This is a genomic window from Nonlabens sp. Asnod3-A02, assembly GCF_045063755.1.
In the GTDB taxonomy this organism is placed as follows: Bacteria; Bacteroidota; Bacteroidia; order Flavobacteriales; family Flavobacteriaceae; genus Nonlabens; species Nonlabens xylanidelens.
In genome coordinates this window covers 475,385-496,641 of sequence record NZ_JBEFOC010000008.1, presented here as the reverse complement: position 1 = coordinate 496,641, position 21,257 = coordinate 475,385, and the positions used below count along the sequence as shown (strand labels likewise).

The window sequence follows — 21,257 nt, the reverse complement described above, 5'->3', positions numbered from 1 at the left end:
GTTGGATGTTGTTTCCGCTTTCGCGAAAGCGAGATCATCACAATCCTATTAAATTTATGCTTCTACTTCTTCTTTGATCCAGTCATAACCACGCTTCTCTAATTCTAAAGCTAGTTCTTTACCACCAGATTTTACAATACGTCCATTATATAGTACGTGTACAAAATCAGGAACGATATAGTCTAGAAGTCTCTGGTAGTGTGTGATAACTATAGTTGCGTTATCCTTGTTTTTCAACTTATTTACACCGTTTGCAACGATGCGTAGTGCGTCGATGTCTAGTCCAGAATCAGTCTCATCAAGAATAGCAAGTTTAGGCTCTAACATGGCCATTTGAAAAATCTCGTTACGCTTTTTCTCTCCACCAGAAAACCCTTCATTCAATGAACGAGAAAGGAATTTACGGTCTATTTCTAAAAGCTCTGACTTCTCACGTATCATCTTTAACATGTCCTTTGCAGTCATGTCATCTTTACCTTGAGCCTTGCGAGTCTCGTTGATAGCGGTTTTCATAAAGTTAGTTACAGAAACACCAGGAATCTCTACTGGATACTGAAATGAAAGAAAAACACCTCTGTGAGCTCTTTCTTCAGGATCTAATTCTGCAATGTCTTCACCTTCTAGAGATATTTCTCCACCAGTAACTTCGTATTCTTCACGACCAGCGATAATATTTGCTAGTGTAGATTTACCAGCACCATTAGGTCCCATTATTGCGTGAACTTCTCCTGGGTTTACCTCTAGGTTGATTCCATTAAGGATTTCTTTTCCCTCTATAGTTGCTTTAAGGTCTTTAATCTTTAACATATCTGTTATTTAACTTCTTTAATATCTAACGTTTTTCCAGTCTTAATCACGTTTGCACTTGTTGCTGGAGTTACTTCTATAATCTTTGTGATGGACACCATTTGATCCCATCCTTCACCTATTTCAGCTTTTACTGGATTAGGTTGTATTGTTCCATGTATAACGACATTTACCATGTCAAATTCCGTTTTTTTCAATGCTTTTGCCACCTCATTGAGTTCGTGCATTTTATCATTGATCTCTACGGCATAGATCTCGTTTCTTGTAGTAAGAACAGCAGCGTCTTTTAGGTAAATAAATTCACCTCTATAGAGTTGTTCTCCTTCTGGAAGTGCGTTTTCTGTCACTTCTTTTGTTACTACAGTTTCTTCAGTAGACTGGCTCTCATTTTTACAAGAGGCAATACTTAATACTAAAAAACTAAAAACGATTAATCGTTTCATATTTAATAAATTAATTGGTTATCGGTCTCTATCCTACAGATCCTTCTAGACTAATTTCTAGTAGTTTTTGCGCTTCTACCGCAAATTCCATAGGTAATTTATTCAGTACTTCTTTAGAAAAACCATTTACGATAAGTGCAATTGCTTTTTCTGTATCAATACCACGCTGGTTACAATAGAAAATCTGGTCTTCACCTATTTTACTAGTTGTTGCCTCGTGTTCTACTTTTGACGTGCTGTTACTATTCTCTATGTATGGAAATGTATGTGCGCCACATTCATTACCCATTAATAAACTATCGCACTGTGAGAAGTTACGAGCGTTAATTGCTCTAGGTCCTATTTTTACAAGACCACGATAAGAGTTTTGAGATTTACCAGCACTTATTCCTTTAGAGATAATAGTACTTTTAGTATTTTTCCCTAAGTGAATCATCTTTGTACCGGTGTCTGCTTGCTGGTAATTATTAGTTACAGCGATAGAATAAAATTCTCCTACAGAGTTGTCACCTTTAAGAATACAACTTGGGTATTTCCAGGTTACAGCACTACCAGTTTCTACTTGTGTCCATGAGATTTTTGAATTTTTCTCACAAAGTCCACGTTTAGTCACAAAGTTAAATACACCACCTTTTCCTTCGGCATTACCAGGGTACCAGTTTTGCACGGTAGAGTATTTGATCTCTGCGTCGTCCATAGCGATTAATTCTACTACAGCAGCGTGCAGTTGATTTTCATCACGTGATGGTGCCGTACAACCTTCTAGGTAAGAGACAAAGCTGCCCTCGTCTGCAACAACTAGTGTTCTCTCAAACTGTCCAGTACCACCTTCATTAATACGGAAGTATGTAGAAAGTTCCATAGGACATTTTACACCTTTAGGAATGTAACAAAAAGAACCGTCAGAAAATACCGCGCTGTTAAGAGCTGCATAATAGTTGTCTTTTTGAGGAACTACGGTACCGAGATGTTTTTTAACTAATTCTGGGTGATCTTGTATCGCTTCAGAAATAGGGCAGAAAATAATTCCTTTTTCGGCTAGAGTTTCTTTAAATGTAGTCGCTACAGAAACTGAATCTATCACAATATCCATCGCTACACCAGCAAGTTTCTTTTGCTCGTCGATAGATATCCCTAATTTTTTAAATGTCTCTAGTAATTCTGGATCTACTTCGTCTAGGCTGTCGTATTTAGGTTTAGAATTAGGAGCAGAGTAATAAGAGATAGCTTGTAAATCTGGTTTATCATAATTTACGTTTGCCCATTCTGGCTCTTCCATCTCGATAAATACACGATAGGCTTGTAATCTCCAGTCTAGCATCCATTGTGGTTCATTTTTCTTTGCAGAAATAATGCGTATCACATCTTCACTTAAACCTATAGGAATAGTATCTGATTCCATTTCGGTATAGAATCCGTACTCATATTCCTTATTCTGAAGCTCTTTTTCTAATTGTTCTTCTGTATACTTTGACATATATTTTCTTTTAATTCCGCTTTCGCGAAAGCGTCACTACCTACTGTTTTTTATAGAGAAAATGATTCTCCACAACCACAAGTTCTTTGTGCATTTGGGTTGTTAAATACAAAACCTTTACCATTAAGACCGCCACTAAATTCAAGTGTAGTACCTACTAGGTAAAGAAAACTCTTCTTATCTACGACTATCTTTACATCGTTTGCTTCAAAAACCTTATCGGTTTCTGTAGTTGCCTTATCAAAATTTAAATCATAAGAAAGTCCACTACATCCACCACTCTTAACACCTACGCGTACAAAGTCCTGACCTATAGTAAAACCTTCTTCACTCATTAATTGAGTAAGTTTAATCTTTGCAGTTTCTGATACACTTATCATATAAATTGCTTGTTTAAAATGCATACAAATATACGACACTAAGAACGGTAAACATTGGAGAGTCATGATATTCTCATATAGTGATATACAATCTGTTTATTGCTAGCTATATTTTAAAGATTAGGTTCTTTTTATGCTGTCATTGTGGGCTATATCGTAATTTTGCAACATGATAGAAGATAAAAATCCACAACGTACTCCTGTAGAGAACCTAGGCGAGTTTGGCCTTATTGATTTTATAACTAAGAATTTTGAGATCACTCATTCTTCTACGGTTACAGGTATAGGTGATGATGCCGCTGTATTAAATCATGCTAAATCTACTGTAGTTACTACAGACATGCTGGTAGAAGGTGTTCATTTTGACCTAAGTTATGCTCCTTTAAAGCATTTAGGGTATAAAGCGATTATGGTAAATTTATCTGATGTTTATGCCATGAATGCAGTTGCTACTCAGGTGACTGTTTCTATTGCTATTTCTAACAGATTCCCTGTAGAGGCTGTAAAAGAACTGTACGAAGGCATAGAAATGGCATGTAAAACTTATAATGTAGATTTAATAGGTGGTGATACAACAGCTTCTAGAAGTGGGCTTGTTATATCGGTAACGGCTATAGGTGAGCAAGATGCAGATAAGATAGTGCGTAGAAAAGGAGCTGCTGATGGTGATTTATTAGTGGTTTCTGGTGATATAGGTGCTGCTTATATGGGACTTCAAATTCTTGAAAGAGAAAAAGCTGTTTTTAAAGCAAATCCACAAAACCAGCCAGATATCGATGCGTATAGCTATTTATTAGAACGCCAGTTAAAACCTGAGGCAAGAAAGGATATTCCTAAATTGTTAGAAGAGTTAGATGTTCTACCTACTAGTATGATAGACCTATCTGATGGTTTAAGTTCTGAAATTATACATTTATGTAAACATAGTGATGTAGGAATTACTATCTATGAGGATAAAATACCTCTAGATCCTACAGTAATTACTGCTTGTGAAGAGTTTAATCTAGATAGTACAACTATTGCTTTAAGCGGTGGTGAAGACTATGAGTTATTGTTCACTGTAAAGCAGGAAGATTTTCCTAAAATTAAAGCAAATCCTAGTCTCTCTATAATCGGGCATGTGGTAGATGCATCTCTAGGCAGTAATCTAGTGACGCGTGGTGGTGAGCAAATCCCAATAAGAGCTATGGGATGGAATAGTTTTCAAGAATAAGAAACGACTAACCCTGCTTTTTGTCTTTTACGAGCCACGTCGTTTAACGCTTCATTTATTTGTAAATGTAAGTCGTTAAGCGGTACGACTTCTCCATAAATAGTATTAGTGATTTGTTTACCGCACTTTGAACAACACATTTCTTGTACGCGTTCATTAACTACATGAGAAACTTGGTAGTTGTGCTTTGTAATGGAGCATCTTGCGGCCTTAATTGGGGAATATTTTTTACGCATCGATAGGGAGAATTAGAGTAATAGTATTCTGGTTAGAATTAAGCCAACTAATATAAGTCAAATTGTTAATAAAATTTGTCTAAACGCATAATTATTCGATAAAATGCATTTTTTTAAGGATGTCTTCAGCATTTGTTAACAATGACATGTGACCACAATCCATCTTTGATGCTTTGCAATTAAGGTAGTTAGCTTCTTTTTCTATGCGATCAGTTGTGATTATCTGGTCTTTTGTGCCGTAGACGTAATTCACTGCTACTAGAGCGTTTTGTAAATCCATAAGATGGTCTTTTCTATCACGCATACATACCAGTGCATGTACAATACTCTTAATAGTAATGGAATGTGCTTGCTCTTTCATGAGTTCTATGCGATCACTATATAATGCTCTTTCTGTAGTAGTGAAAAGATTGCCTATTGCCATGTTTACATAAGCTTCTTGGTGTTTTTCTATGAGATTAATAGATCGGTCTCTCATTATCTTCCTCTCTTTTAAATCTTCTCCAGCTATACTATTTAATAAGGTAAGAGAAGATGTTTTTTGAGGTCTCGCTTTCGCGAAAGCGGAACCCAAATATCCTCCCATACTATGACCTAGAATAGCTACTTTTTCAATTTTTTCTTTTATCAGTATGTGGTCTATTAATAAGGTAAGCGATTCTAAAGTGTATGGAGATGTGAACTCTGGGCTATTACCATGACCTGGGAGATCGATTTTTAAAAGGGAATAATGTTTAGATAGTCCATTTTCAAGATAATCCCATTGTTCCATACTGCCTAAAAAGCCATGTATTAAAAGTAAAACAGGTCTCTGGTTCTTTATATATTCATAGTGTAATCTATCCATGTGGCAAAGGTAGTCTCTGGAACGAGTCTTAAATATCACAAAAATATCACGACTGTGAAATTTTAGTTAAATTAGCCGTCAAAACCAGCCTACAATGAAGAATTTTTATCTATTAAGTATAATATTTCTACTTCTTATATCTTGTGATGATACGGACGATTATGAAATAGCTAGGTCAGAATTAGATATACGATTAGATGATTTATTAGAAGAACGTGCAAATGGTGAGGGAAAAGGATTTTTTATTTTACCAGAAAGTGATGATTTTAACGCCATACCTCAAGATCCTTTAAATCCATTAAATACGTATAAGGTTGCATTGGGGCAATTTTTAGTTCATGAAACAGCTGCTGGAGGTGTTCCTAAAATGGAGCAAATGGAAGGAACTTATTCTTGTGCGTCCTGTCATCCTGTGGCTTCTAGTTTTTATGCAGGTGTGAGACAAGGTGTAGGGGAATCAGGTATTGGTTTTGGATTTGCAGGAGAAGGTAGACGCATAGATCTAACTATGCCGTTAGATTCTGTAGACTTACAACCGGTGCGACCACCGACTTTGTTAAATGTAGCTTATCAAGAAACAGCTTTATGGAATGGTATGCTGGGTGCAACAGGACCTAATGTAGGTACAGAATCTAGATGGGCAGCTGCAGGTATACCAGAAAATAACTTAGGTTTTCAAGGAGTAGAAATGCAAGGTTTAATAGGGCAAACAACACACAGGCTTAAAATAGACGAAGAGTTCATTAATAATAATGGTTATAGATGGTTGTTTAATAAGGCCTTTGAAGATGTTGCAGAGGCAGATAGATACACACCGCAAAATGCAGCGCTTGCTATTGCAGCATTTAATAGAACCCTGCTAGCTAGCCGTTCTAGATGGCAGTTTTATTTAAAAGGTGATTATACAGCACTTACTGATAAAGAGAAAAGAGGTGCGATAGTATTTGCAGATAAAGGGCAGTGTATGAACTGTCATACTGGTCCTGCTTTAAAAGACCAGGAATTCCATGCATTCGGTTTTGGTCATTTTGATGATTCTATTGATGCTGTTGTGTTAGATGACGCTGGTTTTGATGATGTAAAGAAAGGAAGAGGCGGTTTTACTGGTAACAGTGCCGATGATTATAAATTTAAAACACCAACTTTATATAATTTAAAAGATGCAGGATTCTATGGACATGGCTCTACATTTAATACTATAGAAGAAGTAATACGTTATAAGAATGGTGCTTCACTTCAAGATAATAATGCGATTAATAACATAGCTGTAGAAAAAGGTACGCTTAATTTAACTGAAGAAGAGATTTCTGACCTAGTATTCTTTGTAGAGAACAGTCTTTATGATCCAGAGTTATCGCGTTATGTGCCGGAGTCTGTTAAGTCAGGAAATTGTTTTCCTAATGCAGACGACCAGAGTAAATTAGATCTAGGCTGTGATTAAATAACCTAAGAAAAGCTAGTTGCATATTAAAATACCAAGCGGTATCTTTATGCCATGAGAAATCCAAAGCATACTAAAGCAACGATTTTAAAAGAAAGCGCAAACCTATTTAATGTGCAAGGTTATAAAGCCACATCTTTAAGTGATATCACTACAGCGACTGGTTTAACTAAAGGTGCTATTTACAAACACTTTAAGAACAAAGAAGACCTTGAGCAGCAAGCGTTGAGGAGTTTAGGGCGTCAAATGTTTGATATACTTAATAAAGAAATTAAAGACGCGACTAGTTATGAGTCTAAGATAGAGGTGTTTTTTACTTTTTTTAAAAATTATCTAGTGAATCCGCCATATGCTGGTGGCTGTCCTTTACTTAATAGCGCAGTAGAAAGTGATGATGCAAACCCAGTTTTAAGGCAGCAATCCTTCGGCATGCTGGTTACTTTTAAATCTACATTGCGCAGGATAATGGAAAGTGCAAAAAAACGAAATCACATTAAAGAAAATACAGATGTGGATCAGATGGTCCACGTTTATATTGCCACGCTTGAAGGTGCTATGATGATGAGCAAATTAGAGCGCAATAATGATGCAATTAATACATGTATAGATTTTTTAAGAAATTTAAATCAAAGCATTTTAGTTGCTGTAAAGTAACCAGAGAATAGAATAAACTCAATAATTTAATTAACTCTCAAAGTAATACACTAGCTTAACGATCAAGTAATTGATGAGGTAAAATATGTAGTTTTCATTGTGTTTTAAAATATATACTTAGTTATCAGTATTATTTTTTTAAGAACATAGTATTCTTTAAATTACTTTATGAATCATTTTAAAAGCTTGTTAGATAGATTACATTTGAAAACTAAAATATCTTCAGTTGTCCATACCATCACAGTCATTTGAACAGTACACGATTGCTTTTTATAACGTAGAAAACCTATTTGATGTAATTAACGATCCTTCTATTATGGATCAAGAATTCACAGAATTTGGTCGCAAGCAATGGACAGAAAGTAGGTATCAAAAAAAACTAGTAAGAATAAGTGATGCTATTAGTAGAATAGGTTATGAACAAACCGGTAAACTACCTGCGATAATAGGACTGGCAGAGGTGGAGAACAAAAAGGTGCTTAACGATCTAGTCTCGCAACCCAAACTGGCCAATCATAATTACGATTACATACACTATAACAGTCCAGATGAGCGAGGTATCGATGTAGCTTTATTGTATGATACTACTGTTTTTAAGCCCACACATTCAGAACCAGTAAATATTCATCTAGAAGATGAGCAAGGTGTCATAGATACTACTAGAGATATACTTTATATAGAAGGTGTTCTAGCTGGCACACCTGTGCGTATCTATGTGAATCACTGGCCGTCCAGACGTGACGGTGCAGAAACTACCGACCATAAAAGAGTAGAAGTAGCAAAACAATTAATGCATCACATAACAACTAAGGATGTGGAGTCTAAAAGACTTAAAAGCGATCTAGAAATAGAGGCGTCTCATCATGTCATTATTATGGGAGATTTTAATGATGACCCTGAAAATAATAGTATTAGAGAAGGAATATTACCTAACGGATTTGATAACGTCACTGCGCCATTAAAGAAATTTCATCGCGGTTCTTTAAATCATCAATTTAAGTGGAATCTTTTTGATCAGATTATGGTTAGTGATAGTTTACATAACGACGTACCAGATTCCCTTTACTTTTATAAGGCAGATATTTTTGATGATATCATGTTAAGACAGTGGAAAGGAAAATACCGTGGACAGCCTGCAAGAACATTTGTAGGTCGCAATTATAAAGGTGGATATAGTGACCATTTTCCTGTTTTTGCGATATTCAGACGTAATTAAACGTTATTTGACTATGAAATGCAACCCTTAATCTATTATGAAATTGTTAAATAGAACTAGGCTTAGATTTTTTATATATTCACCATTCTAGATATATGACTGGTATCTTTTAAACAGAATTTTATTGTTAGATTGTAGTTTCGCTTTCGCGAAAGCAAAAATAAGAACAGTAGAAGTCCTTTAATTGGAATAATTCAGACTATATTTAGCCAGACAAAACTATAACACAACCTTAAAACTAACTTTGTGAGAATGAAAAAATTACTTGCAATGGGGCTCTTTTTCTCTATCGCTGCTACAAGCGTAGTGCACGCACAACAAGATCCTCAGTACACACAGTACATGTACAATCAGAATGTTATCAATCCAGCCTATGCTGGTACACAAGATGGCCTAAATATAACCGCATTATACAGGCAGCAATGGTCTGGTGTTAATGGAGCACCAGAGACTATTACAGTGTCAGGTAGTTCACCTATAGGTGAGCGCACAGGTTTAGGTCTATCTGTAATTTCTGATAATGTAGGCCCGGTTCACGAGACTAATGCCTATGGAGACTTTTCATACAGACTTCAAGTTGGTAAAGAAACTACTCTAGCCTTAGGTCTTAAAGCAGGACTTACCTTTTTTGATGTAAATTTAAATACCGTACAGACTACGGTACCAGGTGATCCACTTTTTGCCGAAGAACTTAATGAGACTTATCTTAATTTAGGTGCAGGTGCATTTTTATATGGATCTAACTGGTATGCTGGTTTTTCTGTTCCTAACATGTTAAAAAGTACTCACTTAGATGAGGACGGTTTAGAATTCGGAAGTGAAACACAACATTACTTTGTAACAGGTGGATATGTATTTGATGTTGCAGACAATATTAAATTAAAGCCACACGTATTAGTAAAAGGTGCATTTGACTCTCCAGTTAGTTTTGATTTAAACACAAACGTGTTATTCAATGAAAAATTTGAAGTAGGTGTTTCTTATCGTCTGGAAGATTCATTTAGTGGTTTAATAGGAATGAATGTTACTGATAATGTAAAAGTAGGATATGCTTATGATCGTGTAGTGTCAGATATCTCTGTGGTATCTAACAGTTCTCACGAGGTATTTGTAACCTTCGGTTTAGCTTTCCCTCGTAAAGTGATGCAGTCTCCACGTTTCTTCTAATTCAAACAGCAAAGAATACAACCATGAAAAAACTATATATACTCTTAATTTTATGCGTTGGTTTTGCGATGAGCGCGCAAGCCCAAAGTGATAAAACTGCAAAAGCAGATAAATTATACGAGCAACTACGTTATGTAGATGCTGCCGAAGCTTATGAAAAGCTTATTAGCAACGGTGTAAGAACACAACATGTTTATACTAAACTAGCTGATTCTTATTATTTCAATAGTGATTTTAAAAATGCAGAAAGAAATTATGCAAGAGCTATAAAGCGTGATCCTAAAGCAGAGTCGCTTTACAGATATGCACAGTCTTTAAAAGCATCTCAAAAATACGACCTTTCTAACACGATTATGAATCAGTTTGCAAGTCTTGCACCTGGCGATGATCGTGCAAAAGAATACAAGTCTAATCCTAACTATATTCAAGATATACAAGGGATGAAAGATGCATTTACTACTCAGGCTCATAAATTTAATACAGAAGCAAGTGACTTCTCAGCACTTCAAATAGGTAACAAATTATATTTCTCTAGTGCTCGTAATGAGAGTAGAGGTAAATATGGATGGAACAAAGAACCTTATTTAGATATCTATGAGGCTACTATCGATGACGCTGGTGTTGTTGGTAAACCAGCGCTTTTAGAAGGTGATGTAAATACAAAGTATCATGAAGGTACTATGGATATCACACCAGATGGTAAATACATGTTCTTTACTAGAGTAGATTACCTAAAAGGTGATTATGAAAAAGCTACAGATGGTGAGAGTAAATTAAATATTTACCGTGCTATTAAAGCTGACGGTGAGTGGAGAGATGTAGCAACTACTTCTTTAGAATCACAAGAATATGGTGTAGGTCACCCTTCTATTACTAAAGATGGTTCAACTATTTACTTTGCTAGTGAAGCACCAGGTGGATTAGGTGGAACTGATATCTATAAAGCAGATCTTAAAAATGGAAAAATTTCTAACCCAGTAAATTTAGGTCCTACAGTTAATACATCTGGAGATGATTCTTTCCCACATGTTGCAGACGATGGTACTCTTTACTTCTCAAGTAATGGTCACTTAGGTCTAGGTGGACTAGATGTATTTAAATTTATGGATGGTAAAGTAACTAACATGGGTGCGCCTATCAATAGTTCTTTAGACGATTTTGGATTCACGTATTCTAATGAAACAGGTAAAGGTTATGTATCTTCTAACCGCGCAGGTGGTAAAGGTGGTGATGATATCTACGGTGTAGAAAGAATTGAAATCTGTGAAGTTGCTGTAACAGTTAAAGCAGTAGACAAAGAAACAGGAAAAGCTATTCCAGGTGCTATAGTATCTTTACAAGATGCTGCAGGAAACAGTATGCCAGGACAGACTACAGATGCTAACGGTGTTGCTGTATTTACTACAGACTGTAACCTAGAGCTTACTGCACGTGGTGCAAAAGATAAATATGAAAGTGGTGAAGCTACTCTAACAGTTGCTGAAGAAGAAGCTGCTATGGTAGAAGTAATGATGGCTCCAGAACCAGAAATTGTTGAGGATAAAATTATCTTGAATAAGATATACTTTGATCTTGCAAAATCTAACATACGTCCAGATGCTGCACTTGAGTTAGATAGACTAGTAGGTCTTATGAAAAAATACCCTACTCTAGAAGTTCTTGCAGAAACATATGCAGATATTAGAGGTTCTGACTCTTATAACCTTGCTCTTACAGAAAGACGTGCAAATAGCATTATCAAGTATGTAGAGTCTCAAGGAATTGACGGTTCTAGATTAACTGCTGCAGGTCGTGGAGAAGCTAATCCAGTTGTGGATTGTGGATCTAAAAAATGTACGGCAGACGAATATGAATTATCTCGTAGATCTGAATTTACGATCACAAAAAGATAAAAAGTATTACTAACCAGCCAATGCTTTTAAAAGTCCATTTGCAATTGCAAATGGACTTTTTTTATTTCTAAAAGCTATGCAAATTTGTTCTCTTAAATGAGCATATTAATTATCTTAACCAGATGAATTCATTTTTAGAAAAAGTCCTTGCAGACTTAGAGAATAACAATATAGATGTCATAACAGCAACTTATGTCGTGCCGTCTAGACGTGTCGGTATTTTTTTGAGTAGGTATCTTGCACAACGCATAGAACAGCCTGTTTTTTTACCTAAAATCTATAGCGTTACAGAGTATATTGAACAATTAGGCCAGGTAGAAATAGTTAATGATCTAGATTTATTACCACTTTTTTATAAGGCTTATAAAAGTGTAGAAACAGAAGGAAATGTAGATAGCTTTGATGAATTCATAGGTTGGGCAACAACTATACTCAAAGATTTTAATGAAATGGATCGTTATCTCGTAGATCCGGAACAGTTTTTTAATTATCTAGGTAGTGTAAAAGAGATGGATCACTGGGCTTTAAATCAAAACCCAACTTTGATGGTGTCTAAGTATTTGAGGTTTTGGAAAAAACTCCACTTGTACTATAATGCTTTCCAACAATTATGTCTAGAAAATGAAACGGTGTATCAAGGGATGGCTTATAGGTTAGCTTTCGCGAAAGCGGAACAATTATCCAATAACTCTACCACTAAAAATAAGACCATTTTCTTAGGGCTCAACGCACTCAACACTGCCGAGTCTAATATTATACAAAAACTCCTTGAGGAAGATCAGGCGTGTATTTACTGGGATATAGATCAATACCTTATGGAATTGCCTTATCATGAATCTGGTAAATTTATACGCAAGTTTAAAAAAGACTGGAAGTATTATGATAAGAACGAGCTTAAAATATATGGTAATGAATACCAGTCCAATAAGAAAATAGATATTCATGGCGCAGCTGGTAATTTAAGTATGATCCAGGTTGCGGTAAAGTTAATGGAGCAAATACCTCAAGAAGAGCTAGAAGATACTGCAATTATTCTCGCAGACGAGAGATTGCTTTTGCCATTACTAGACGCTATACCTGATAATATTGCACACTTTAATGTGACTATGGGACTGTCTCTAGACCAGTTACCACTATCTGCATTTGTATATGATATTATTAAAATGCATACCGAGGCTACTGAAGATGGCTATTATTACAAAGGAGTAGTAAATATTCTAGAGTCTTCATTTGCATTTGTTTTAATAGACAGCGACTCTCGTAAATTAGTGAAATATATTAAAGAGAATAACTTAATCTATGTGACTCCATCTAGTTTTGATGAGGTGATAGAAGGTACTATTCTCAATAAAATCATGGCACCTATTCAAAACGTAGGTGAGCTTATCAAGTTAATAGAAAACGTTCTACTAGAGCTTAAAACGAAGTTGTTGCAAGAGGAGAATAGAAGGTTAGAAATAGAGCAGTTATTAGGTATTACAGAGGTAGTACAGAATTTATCTACCATAGTAGATAATAATGAAGAGATAAAGGATCTTAAAACAGTGGCTTATTTATACAAGCAACTTGTTCCTTTAAAAAATCTGGATTTTATAGGAGAACCAGTACGAGGCTTGCAAATAATGGGGCTTTTAGAAACCAGAGCATTAGATTATAAAAATACCATAATGTTATCGGTAAATGAGGGGATTTTACCAGCTGGAAAATCTACAGCCTCTTATATCTCTAACGATATGAAGTATCAGTTTGCACTGCCTACCTATTCAGAGAAAGATAGTGTCTATGCTTACCACTTCTATAGATTATTGCACAGAGTAAATCATGCAGCATTTATTTACAATACAGAAGGCGATACACTAGGCGGTGGTGAGAAAAGTAGGTTCTTAACACAATTAGAAACAGATCCTAATTCTAAACATATAGTCTCTCACCAGCATTATATTTTTAAAAATAGTGCGGTAAAAGAAGAATTAATGGTGGTCGAGAAAGAACCATCTTATTTTGAAAGATTACAGCAAATAGCGAGCAGCGGTTTCAGTCCGTCGGCCTTAACGAGTTATGTGCGCAATCCTATAGATTTTTATGCGAGTAAGATTTTGCGCATTTCTCAAATGGAAGATGTAGAAGAAAATATAGCAGCAAATACCATGGGTTCTATCATACATGAGGCGCTGGATAAACTCTATCAGCCCTATGTAAATAAGATTTTAATCAAAGAAGATTTTGATAAAATTAAAAAACAGATAAAACCAGAGCTAGATGTAGCCTATCAAGAATGTTATAAGTCAGATTCTACACCGCTAGGAAAGAATAAAATCATTTATGAAGTATCACTACATTATATAAAAATGATGGTGCAAAGCGATTTAGATCTAGTTGCTAGCGGTAGCGAACTAATTATTAAAAGTGTAGAGCGCAAACTAGAAGCTGTAATTGATGTTCCTGAAATAGGAAAGGTGAAAATACATGGTATGGTAGACCGTATCGATCAGTTAGACGGTAAGTTGCGTATTATAGACTATAAATCTGGTGCAACGGCTAAGGGTAATGTAGGTATCGATCCAGAGAACTTTGATATCATAATCGATGATTATGGAAAAGCTAAGGCATTTCAAGTACTCATGTACACATACTTATACAGCCATAATGAGCCTTTTACAGAAGCAAGTGCTGGTATAATAAGTTTTAAGAATTTTGATCAGGGCTACATACCTTTTGGTTTTAAAGCCGGTAGATCTTATAAAGAAAAAATGATCGATGTCGCAGTACTTCAGGATTTTGAACAAGTACTTTTTGTGTTGATCAAAGAACTATTTAATAAAAATATTCCTCTAACAGAAAAGCCCGTATGATAACTAGTAATAATAACATAGTAAAAGGAGAGAACAACCGTGATATACTGTTAGACTATGAATATTTAGAATCTGGTACACCTTTGCCTGTCGTAGTTTTTTGTCATGGATATAAAGGATATAAAGATTGGGGTGCATGGAGTTTGATGGGTTCGGCTTTCGCCAAAGCGGGATTTCTATTCATAAAATTCAACTATTCACACAATGGCGGCACGGTAGAGCAACCTATAGATTTTCCAGATCTCGATGCCTTCGGAAATAATAATTATAGTAAAGAAGTACGTGATACTGTTACAGTACTGGACTGGATAGAGAACTCTCAGTTGCCTATAGATAGCACTCAAATCAATTTATTAGGACACTCTAGAGCTGGAGGAATCACCACAATTGTCACCGCAAAAGACAATAGGGTTTCAAAACTGATTACACTTGCTGCAGTAGCTAATTATGCAGAGCGTTTTCCTAGCGGTAAAGCACTAGAAGACTGGAAAGAAAATGAAGTGATGTACATCAAAAATGGCCGTACAAAGCAAGAAATGCCACTTTTCTATCAGTTTTATCAAGATTTTGTTCAAAATGAAGAAGCATTAACCATTCTCAAACAAGCCGAAAAAATAAAGCAGCCGCACCTTATTTTACATGGGGAGAATGATGAAACCGTTCTAGTAAAAGACGCTTTGGCTATCCATAAAGCCAGTCCTAACTCTCAATTAAAGTTAATAAGAGAGGCTAACCATACTCTAGGAGCATCGCATCCTTGGGAATCTAGTTTGTTGCCTACTCATTTAAGAGAAGCAGTGCAGTGTATGGTGAATTTTTTAAGATGATTTCTAACATAATTCTATAAAACAAAAAAGCCAAGGATGGAGCTCCTCAGCTTTTTCTAGTAGTCCAACATAACAATATAAAGGACTCTTTTCTATAAATGTCTTTTCTCTCTATTTATCGTTAGAGAAATGCAGCAAGTAAAAGTTAATTTAACTAGTTTAATATTGCTGGGGCGCAAATATAGTTCTTAAAGTTACTAGTTATAGCTATTTTGTAGAGATATTTAATAGGTGGTTGTAATAATTGCGATCCCACTTGGAGACTGCTTCTTAATTTAAGAACAAGGTGTAATCAATATCGGTAATAGTGAGTGTCTCCATAGGTTTAACCGTTTCTTCATTAAGGAGTGATTTAAGCAGCACGATTTCATGTTTATCAAACATCATGGTAAGATTTTGTTGAGTAGATGGTATGGGTATTTTACGTTTCATAGGCATGCGGTCGTGCTTTATTTCCCAGTATTCTACCTCTATCTCGTTTACATAAGCTCTTAAATTTCTAAACTGTTTAGGATACAACTCAAAATTTAGATTATTAAAGATAAGTTTATAGACTTTGCATCCAGTGCAGTAGGACAGCTGTCCTTGTTTGTTTTTGGCAAGTGTTTTTACTTTATTACACATAAGTCTATCGTTTTAATAACAGTCGGTAAGTACTTGTCCTCTTTGTTCAAAAACACTTAAAGGTTTACCCAGTTGTTCTATGGTTATTTTTTCTATTGTTGCTAGCACATCATTCATCATTGCAAGAGATCCACAAATCATAATGGGACTACCGTTAGATAGTAGAATTGCTATTTCTACCCTTTGATCCCATATTTTGTGTTGTATATACCTTTTATCCATTTCTCTAGAATAGGCCAGTCGTAGACTAGATAAAGATGTCTGTTTGAGATAAGGCTGGTATAAATCAAAACTACCTGTACTACGACCACCCCAATATAGATGTAGTTCTCTTTTTTTACTTTTCTTCTCATTAATCATTCCTAAGAATGGTGCGATACCAGTACCATTAGAAATCATAATAACTGATCGTTCTTTTTTAGGAAGATGGAATCTTTCATTCTGTTTTATGTAAGCCTCTATTTGATCACCAATTTTTAATTCATTGAGATAAGTAGAGCATAAACCGCGATCGTGCTTTTTAATACTTAATATTATGTAATTGTCTATTCTAGCGATAGAATAAGCACGTGGCTTAGTTTCATCTGGTGGCAAAATGTATAATATATCTCCAGACTTATATTTTAATTTTTTATGAGGCTGGATGCACAATAAAAAGGTGTCGTCTAGATTTAATACGGAGCATTCTAATACCTTGAATGTAGAATATGTAGGTTCTTTAAAATCGGCGTTTTTTAAAGTTATACCAGTCTGTCTTTTATATTTTTCTAACCACTTTTCAATTTCTTGAGCATCGTTACTATTAATTTTATCTAGTGGTAACATAGGTGTGAAACCAGCTCGTTCTTGTAAAGCTGTGTCTACCTCTACGGCATATTTACAAAAGTGATCATAATCTCTAGAGCCAAATCCTAAGACTGCAAATCGTATAGGATTAGGTTGTTCTATAACAGTTAATTTTTGTAGAAAATGCCTCGCATTAGTAGGTGCGTCACCATCGCCATAGGTGGCTGTGAATATGATAAATTGGGTAGCTTTCTCATAGATGCTGTATTCGTTCAGAGAGCTTAAGTAAACTTTTTTCCCTTGTTCAGATAATTGATTTGATATCGCTTTCGCGAAAGCGAACGTACTACCACCTTCTGATCCCACAAGAATTACTATTTCTGCATCTTCTTTATTTGCTAGAGCTATAGTTTTTACAGCTTTTTTGCGTCTTTTTAGGTACATCGCAATACCAGAGAAGATGAAAAATAAAATACTAGCACTAGAGATAAGTAAAATTACAGACCAGATGATGCTGCCGCTTCCTGTGTGCAATGTCATACTCCACGAGGATAGAACATGTGCAAAAGGATGCGATACTTCACTTATGATCTCACCAGAATATTGATCTACTAGAAGATCACAATCATGTAAGGTAATCTCAAAATAATCCAACTGGTCCTCAGAAAAAGGGAAACTAAGTTGGTCTATTTGCGACATTTTTAATTCCTGAAAAAACGGAATGTCGATTAACTCACCACTAGATAGTTCTATCGATGGTTCTTTACTCCAGTCATGTTCTATGGAGAAACTAGGCGTTAGATCAAACTTCTCTGCAGACAGGTAGACGCCTGTTACTGCTATTATTAGAATAGGAAATAACAACCACCTACCTAATATGATATGATAACGCTGGTTAAAATCACGTTCTTTAATCTTTCCATATAATTTAAGAAAACCGCCCTGACGTTGTATTAATAATAAAATACCAGTGAAGGCGATAAAGCAAAGAAGTAAAGAGACGATACCTACAAAAATGCGCCCTATACTTTTTAAGAACAAAGATCTATGTAGATTAGTGGTCCATCTATAGATAGGCGCTCTCTCTATTACTAACCCTAATGATGTTCCAGTTTCTGGATGTATATAAACATCTTGACTCGTCCCATCTAGTGTAATAACTGACGCTATCACATAGGAATCTGCAGTTACTTTTATAGATAATACCTCTTCATTGTTTTTTTTTAATTGTGTAAGAGTTCTTGCTAGAGAAACATCTTCTAGATCTACAACATGATAATTTTGCGTAGCATTAGAAATAGGTTCCAGGGCAAGTACCACACCAGTAACTGATGCGACTATTAAAAACAAAGAAGAAAATAATGCGAGGAGTAAGTGACTATATCTCCATAAAGAAAGCGTCATAAAATATAGGTTACTGTGGCAATAGTCGTATGTAACGTATAAAACCGGTTCCTTCTTTTTTACCTTTTAAGTTTGCTGTAGTAAGTTCAAATTGAAGATCTTGAGCATAGTATTCTTGATCTTCTACTGCAGTTTCAAAACGGATGCTGTATCCTTTATCTATTTTATCTTTAGGCAAGTTAATAACGCTTACAGTGCGCTCTCCACCACTTATAGTGGCACCAGATATAGCATCTATATCTGGACGGTGTTTACCATAGAATTTCCACCACTGTCCTAGCTCGCTGTACCACTCACTATCTTTACCTTGTACATAGATGGTCTCTTCATATTCTCCTGCTGGATTAAGAAGAGAGATAACTACATAAGCACCTTCTCCAGTATAATTCTTTAACTGGATCATACATTTATAGCTGGCTTTTTCTACTGGTGATATAAAACTGATTAATAAAAAAGAGCTTAATATAAAAACTGGTAATACTTTGAAAAGTGTCTTCATTATTTAAGGAAGTTTAAAGAGGTGTTATTCTTTTGAAGAATTTCATTTTCCATTGCTAGATCATAAACAGATTCTTCAAAATCTGTAGTAAGTTTTGTGTCTGCGCCTTTATCGATAAGGTATTTAATGACCTTATCATCTTTTGCTTTCATTGCTGCGATGTGTAAGGCAGTTAGACCTTCTTCATTCTTTTTATTAATGTCTATTTTGAGACCTTCAAGCAACTGTATTAACTTTAAATCATTCTCACCTGCAGCAATATGATATAAAGTATTACCGCCAGATTGTGTTGCAGTCATAGACACTTTTTTACTTTGCAATAATTTCATTTTTGTTTTAAAGTCTTCTACATTTCTAGAATTATAAGAATGGACTAAATAATAAGCCAGGTTATTTCCTTTATTATCTGTTACCTGTGCATTTGCTTTATGAGCTAATAAAAACTCAACAACTGCTGCATTATTTCTACTTACCGCCATAGAAAGTGCCGTGTTACCAGCGCTATTATGCGCGTTTATATCGGTTACTTTTTCAGATAAAAACTGTACAACCTTTAAGTTATTACTTGCTGCAGCATTCATGAAAGGAGAATTCCCATTATTATCTTTTAGGTTAACATCTACACCGTGGTCTAAGAAATAAGTAAAAAGATCTAGATCTTTGTTTCTATAAGCGATACTGTGCAATGGATTGCGATCGTTATCACCTACTATATTTACCTTAATTCCTAGATTTTCTAAAAACTCATACACATCTTGAGTATTTTGATAGTTACGTGCACCACGACTAGCCATAAGAATAGCATTACCACCATTCTTATTAGTTGCTTTAAAGTCTACACCTTTATCTATAAGCACTTGTAAAAAAGAAAGATTTCCTTGTTTTACAGCATAATGAAAGAGGTTGTTACCATCATTATCTACTGTTTCTAGCTTTAAACCGTATGATAAAAAAGTAGACAGTTCTTTCTCATTTTCTAAATGTGGAGCAAGGGCTAGTAAGATAGTGGCTCCTTGTTCATTTTTCTCATTTACTAAGTCTACTCCATGATTTTTAAAAGCGTCATAGATAGCAGGATCCTTAGTGCCGGCATTTGCGGCAAATAAAAGAGGTGTGTTTCCGTGACTGTCTGGCTGTGTTACAGAAGATCCTAGCTTTAATAATTGCTTCACGATAGTTACATTACCAGAATAGGCAGCCCAATGTAAATAATTACGGCTGTCATGAGTTTTCTTGTTAGGTATGTTTCCTTCTATAGAAAGAAGGTGTTCTATAACATCATTATTTGCATGACGTATAATCGCATATACTGTTGCGTCAAAACCGTTCTGATTCATCGACACAGGATCATTTCCTTTTTCTATTAGCGATTTCACCTCATTGAGGCTAGGATTTGTTTTCCAGAAATCACCGGAATAGAAAGTATTTTGTTGAGCAATTGAGCTATAGCCTATCAGCAAGAAGGCTAGTTGCATAAAAATATTTTTCATGGTGATTTATTTTTTTACAAATGATTCAATAATTGGGTCTATTTGTTCCTTTTCAGTCACCGTGTCATCAAAAAGATGCTTGTAAAGAACTTTGTTATCCACTTTTTCTTCCAGAGTTAGGTCTTTATTGCGAGCATAGACATTATCCCATTTAGCTCTTACCAGTTCCCACTTTGCTGTGTTTTCTTTCCACCAGTTTGCGGCAGCTTTACAGCGGCTGTCATCCACTTTTACATAAGTGTTATAACCTTTTTCTTTGGCTAGAAGGACATCTTCTTTTCCTTCTTCTTTGATTATTTTATGGTTATCCTGATCGTGTAACCAGCCATAATCTGTAATTTCTTGTCTGTTACCTCTTAAAAGAACATTATAGTCACTACGTGTGGTGTATTCTCTTCTTGCCAGTGGTGCTGGAGTTGTGTTTTCCCAATAACTCTTGCCATCTACATGCACCCACGTAGAACTACCCTCATATCTCGGGCTGTCATCTACTTGATATACCTTTTGTGTCCACTGTCCTGCAACATCATTTTTTGCTTTATGCTCATAAACCCATTTGTTATTTACATCAAACGTGTATAGATCTTGATTTTCAAACAGCCAGTCCTGTCTCCAGTGTTTAATAATCATCGGCTCTGCAGGGTTACCTACTTGTAATAAATGCTGTATTTGAATTTTATCCTCTTCATCAGTTACTAACTGTGCCCATTCTAGCGCTTTATCCACTTTAGTTGCAGACGGTTTATAAAGAGAGTCGTTAGAATAATTAAAGGTCTCTGTAAAATTAAAAGTCACTTCATAACAACCACACATGTCTTTAATGGCTGTTTGGTCTTGTTGTTTCTTGTCTTGTGCAGTGGCAAACAAGACGGTAATAAAAGTAAGTAGGGTAAGATAGCTAGTTTTCATTTCGGATTTTTTTGAAAATTATTCTCCTGCAAAAATACTTATATTTATTTATTCTAAATAATAATAAATGATATATTTGCACTTTATTAAGAA

General features: G+C 35.3%; 19 protein-coding genes. 8 read left to right on the top strand and 11 right to left on the bottom strand.

What is annotated here, in order from left to right; genetic code table 11:
- Positions 1–54: 54 nt before the first annotated feature.
- From sufC to ACJJVN_RS12195, 4 genes are read right to left on the bottom strand one after another with little or no spacing between them, the layout of a single operon-like run.
- Positions 55–807 (bottom strand): Fe-S cluster assembly ATPase SufC, encoded by a 753-nt coding sequence (gene sufC, locus ACJJVN_RS12210; RefSeq protein ID WP_298954755.1) that lies wholly within the window; start codon positions 805–807, stop codon positions 55–57.
- Between the two features lie 5 nt (positions 808–812).
- On the bottom strand, positions 813–1,250 hold the full coding sequence (locus ACJJVN_RS12205) for a component of SufBCD complex (protein WP_405370174.1): 438 nt from the start codon (positions 1,248–1,250) through the stop codon (positions 813–815).
- A 28-nt stretch (positions 1,251–1,278) separates the two neighbouring features.
- Positions 1,279–2,727 carry a Fe-S cluster assembly protein SufB gene (sufB, locus tag ACJJVN_RS12200; protein WP_405378375.1) on the bottom strand — a complete coding sequence of 483 codons (1,449 nt, stop codon included), beginning with the start codon at positions 2,725–2,727 and terminating at the stop codon, positions 1,279–1,281.
- Between the two features lie 50 nt (positions 2,728–2,777).
- Positions 2,778–3,107: an iron-sulfur cluster assembly accessory protein gene (locus tag ACJJVN_RS12195; protein WP_104514713.1), complete on the bottom strand. Its 330-nt coding sequence runs from the start codon at positions 3,105–3,107 to the stop codon at positions 2,778–2,780.
- Positions 3,108–3,276: 169 nt separating this feature from the next.
- Between ACJJVN_RS12195 and thiL the strand changes: the two genes are divergently transcribed.
- Positions 3,277–4,320 carry a thiamine-phosphate kinase gene (thiL, locus tag ACJJVN_RS12190; RefSeq protein ID WP_104514135.1) on the top strand — a complete coding sequence of 348 codons (1,044 nt, stop codon included), beginning with the start codon at positions 3,277–3,279 and terminating at the stop codon, positions 4,318–4,320.
- Here thiL and ACJJVN_RS12185 read toward each other — a convergent pair.
- Positions 4,311–4,556 carry a hypothetical protein gene (locus ACJJVN_RS12185; protein ID WP_405378373.1) on the bottom strand — a complete coding sequence of 82 codons (246 nt, stop codon included), beginning with the start codon at positions 4,554–4,556 and terminating at the stop codon, positions 4,311–4,313. The two genes, thiL and ACJJVN_RS12185, sit on opposite strands and share 10 nt — an antisense overlap.
- Positions 4,557–4,647: 91 nt before the next feature.
- Complete coding sequence (locus ACJJVN_RS12180) at positions 4,648–5,403, bottom strand: alpha/beta hydrolase (RefSeq protein ID WP_405378371.1); 756 nt, start codon at positions 5,401–5,403, stop codon at positions 4,648–4,650.
- A 94-nt stretch (positions 5,404–5,497) separates the two neighbouring features.
- Here ACJJVN_RS12180 and ACJJVN_RS12175 point away from each other — a divergent pair, with 94 nt between their 5' ends.
- The 7 genes from ACJJVN_RS12175 to ACJJVN_RS12145 all read left to right on the top strand — a co-directional run bounded on the left by ACJJVN_RS12175 (position 5,498) and on the right by ACJJVN_RS12145 (position 15,452).
- The gene (locus tag ACJJVN_RS12175; protein WP_405378369.1) at positions 5,498–6,844 is read left to right on the top strand and encodes a cytochrome-c peroxidase; all 1,347 of its coding nucleotides are present in this window, start codon (positions 5,498–5,500) and stop codon (positions 6,842–6,844) included.
- 54 nt (positions 6,845–6,898) lie between these two features.
- The gene (locus ACJJVN_RS12170; protein WP_405378367.1) at positions 6,899–7,498 is read left to right on the top strand and encodes a TetR/AcrR family transcriptional regulator; all 600 of its coding nucleotides are present in this window, start codon (positions 6,899–6,901) and stop codon (positions 7,496–7,498) included.
- Positions 7,499–7,724: 226 nt separating this feature from the next.
- Positions 7,725–8,714, top strand: coding sequence for an endonuclease/exonuclease/phosphatase (locus ACJJVN_RS12165; RefSeq protein ID WP_405370185.1), 990 nt, complete (start codon positions 7,725–7,727; stop codon positions 8,712–8,714).
- 252 nt (positions 8,715–8,966) lie between these two features.
- Positions 8,967–9,881 carry a type IX secretion system membrane protein PorP/SprF gene (locus tag ACJJVN_RS12160; RefSeq protein WP_170034476.1) on the top strand — a complete coding sequence of 305 codons (915 nt, stop codon included), beginning with the start codon at positions 8,967–8,969 and terminating at the stop codon, positions 9,879–9,881.
- A gap of 23 nt (positions 9,882–9,904) precedes the next feature.
- Positions 9,905–11,773 carry an OmpA family protein gene (locus ACJJVN_RS12155; RefSeq protein WP_405378365.1) on the top strand — a complete coding sequence of 623 codons (1,869 nt, stop codon included), beginning with the start codon at positions 9,905–9,907 and terminating at the stop codon, positions 11,771–11,773.
- Positions 11,774–11,895: 122 nt separating this feature from the next.
- Positions 11,896–14,625, top strand: a complete 2,730-nt coding sequence (locus tag ACJJVN_RS12150; RefSeq protein ID WP_405378363.1) for a PD-(D/E)XK nuclease family protein — start codon at positions 11,896–11,898, stop codon at positions 14,623–14,625.
- A complete protein-coding gene (locus ACJJVN_RS12145) occupies positions 14,622–15,452 on the top strand; it encodes an alpha/beta hydrolase family protein (RefSeq protein ID WP_405378361.1) in 831 nt (276 codons plus the stop codon). Before ACJJVN_RS12150 ends, ACJJVN_RS12145 begins: the two co-directional genes overlap by 4 nt.
- A 270-nt stretch (positions 15,453–15,722) precedes the next feature.
- Here the strand turns inward: ACJJVN_RS12145 and ACJJVN_RS12140 are convergent, their stop codons facing one another.
- From ACJJVN_RS12140 to ACJJVN_RS12120, 5 genes are read right to left on the bottom strand one after another with little or no spacing between them, the layout of a single operon-like run.
- Positions 15,723–16,076 (bottom strand): DUF6686 family protein, encoded by a 354-nt coding sequence (locus tag ACJJVN_RS12140; protein WP_405378359.1) that lies wholly within the window; start codon positions 16,074–16,076, stop codon positions 15,723–15,725.
- Between the two features lie 12 nt (positions 16,077–16,088).
- On the bottom strand, positions 16,089–18,266 hold the full coding sequence (locus tag ACJJVN_RS12135; RefSeq protein WP_405378358.1) for a PepSY domain-containing protein: 2,178 nt from the start codon (positions 18,264–18,266) through the stop codon (positions 16,089–16,091).
- 10 nt (positions 18,267–18,276) lie between these two features.
- On the bottom strand, positions 18,277–18,765 hold the full coding sequence (locus ACJJVN_RS12130; protein WP_405378356.1) for a DUF2271 domain-containing protein: 489 nt from the start codon (positions 18,763–18,765) through the stop codon (positions 18,277–18,279).
- Entirely contained in the window at positions 18,765–20,255 is a 1,491-nt protein-coding gene (locus ACJJVN_RS12125) for an ankyrin repeat domain-containing protein (RefSeq protein WP_405378354.1), read from the bottom strand. The genes ACJJVN_RS12130 and ACJJVN_RS12125 overlap by 1 nt, the downstream gene beginning before the upstream one ends.
- A 6-nt stretch (positions 20,256–20,261) precedes the next feature.
- Positions 20,262–21,164 (bottom strand): DUF6607 family protein, encoded by a 903-nt coding sequence (locus ACJJVN_RS12120; protein WP_405378352.1) that lies wholly within the window; start codon positions 21,162–21,164, stop codon positions 20,262–20,264.
- Positions 21,165–21,257: the final 93 nt, after the last annotated feature.

Coding starts and splice junctions, on each gene's coding strand:
- sufC (WP_298954755.1), bottom strand. CDS start 807: ATGTTAAAGATTAAAGACCTTAAAGCAACTATAGAGGGAAAAGAAATC.
- ACJJVN_RS12205 (WP_405370174.1), bottom strand. CDS start 1,250: ATGAAACGATTAATCGTTTTTAGTTTTTTAGTATTAAGTATTGCCTCT.
- sufB (WP_405378375.1), bottom strand. CDS start 2,727: ATGTCAAAGTATACAGAAGAACAATTAGAAAAAGAGCTTCAGAATAAG.
- ACJJVN_RS12195 (WP_104514713.1), bottom strand. CDS start 3,107: ATGATAAGTGTATCAGAAACTGCAAAGATTAAACTTACTCAATTAATG.
- thiL (WP_104514135.1), top strand. CDS start 3,277: ATGATAGAAGATAAAAATCCACAACGTACTCCTGTAGAGAACCTAGGC.
- ACJJVN_RS12185 (WP_405378373.1), bottom strand. CDS start 4,556: ATGCGTAAAAAATATTCCCCAATTAAGGCCGCAAGATGCTCCATTACA.
- ACJJVN_RS12180 (WP_405378371.1), bottom strand. CDS start 5,403: ATGGATAGATTACACTATGAATATATAAAGAACCAGAGACCTGTTTTA.
- ACJJVN_RS12175 (WP_405378369.1), top strand. CDS start 5,498: ATGAAGAATTTTTATCTATTAAGTATAATATTTCTACTTCTTATATCT.
- ACJJVN_RS12170 (WP_405378367.1), top strand. CDS start 6,899: ATGAGAAATCCAAAGCATACTAAAGCAACGATTTTAAAAGAAAGCGCA.
- ACJJVN_RS12160 (WP_170034476.1), top strand. CDS start 8,967: ATGAAAAAATTACTTGCAATGGGGCTCTTTTTCTCTATCGCTGCTACA.
- ACJJVN_RS12155 (WP_405378365.1), top strand. CDS start 9,905: ATGAAAAAACTATATATACTCTTAATTTTATGCGTTGGTTTTGCGATG.
- ACJJVN_RS12150 (WP_405378363.1), top strand. CDS start 11,896: ATGAATTCATTTTTAGAAAAAGTCCTTGCAGACTTAGAGAATAACAAT.
- ACJJVN_RS12145 (WP_405378361.1), top strand. CDS start 14,622: ATGATAACTAGTAATAATAACATAGTAAAAGGAGAGAACAACCGTGAT.
- ACJJVN_RS12140 (WP_405378359.1), bottom strand. CDS start 16,076: ATGTGTAATAAAGTAAAAACACTTGCCAAAAACAAACAAGGACAGCTG.
- ACJJVN_RS12135 (WP_405378358.1), bottom strand. CDS start 18,266: ATGACGCTTTCTTTATGGAGATATAGTCACTTACTCCTCGCATTATTT.
- ACJJVN_RS12130 (WP_405378356.1), bottom strand. CDS start 18,765: ATGAAGACACTTTTCAAAGTATTACCAGTTTTTATATTAAGCTCTTTT.
- ACJJVN_RS12125 (WP_405378354.1), bottom strand. CDS start 20,255: ATGAAAAATATTTTTATGCAACTAGCCTTCTTGCTGATAGGCTATAGC.
- ACJJVN_RS12120 (WP_405378352.1), bottom strand. CDS start 21,164: ATGAAAACTAGCTATCTTACCCTACTTACTTTTATTACCGTCTTGTTT.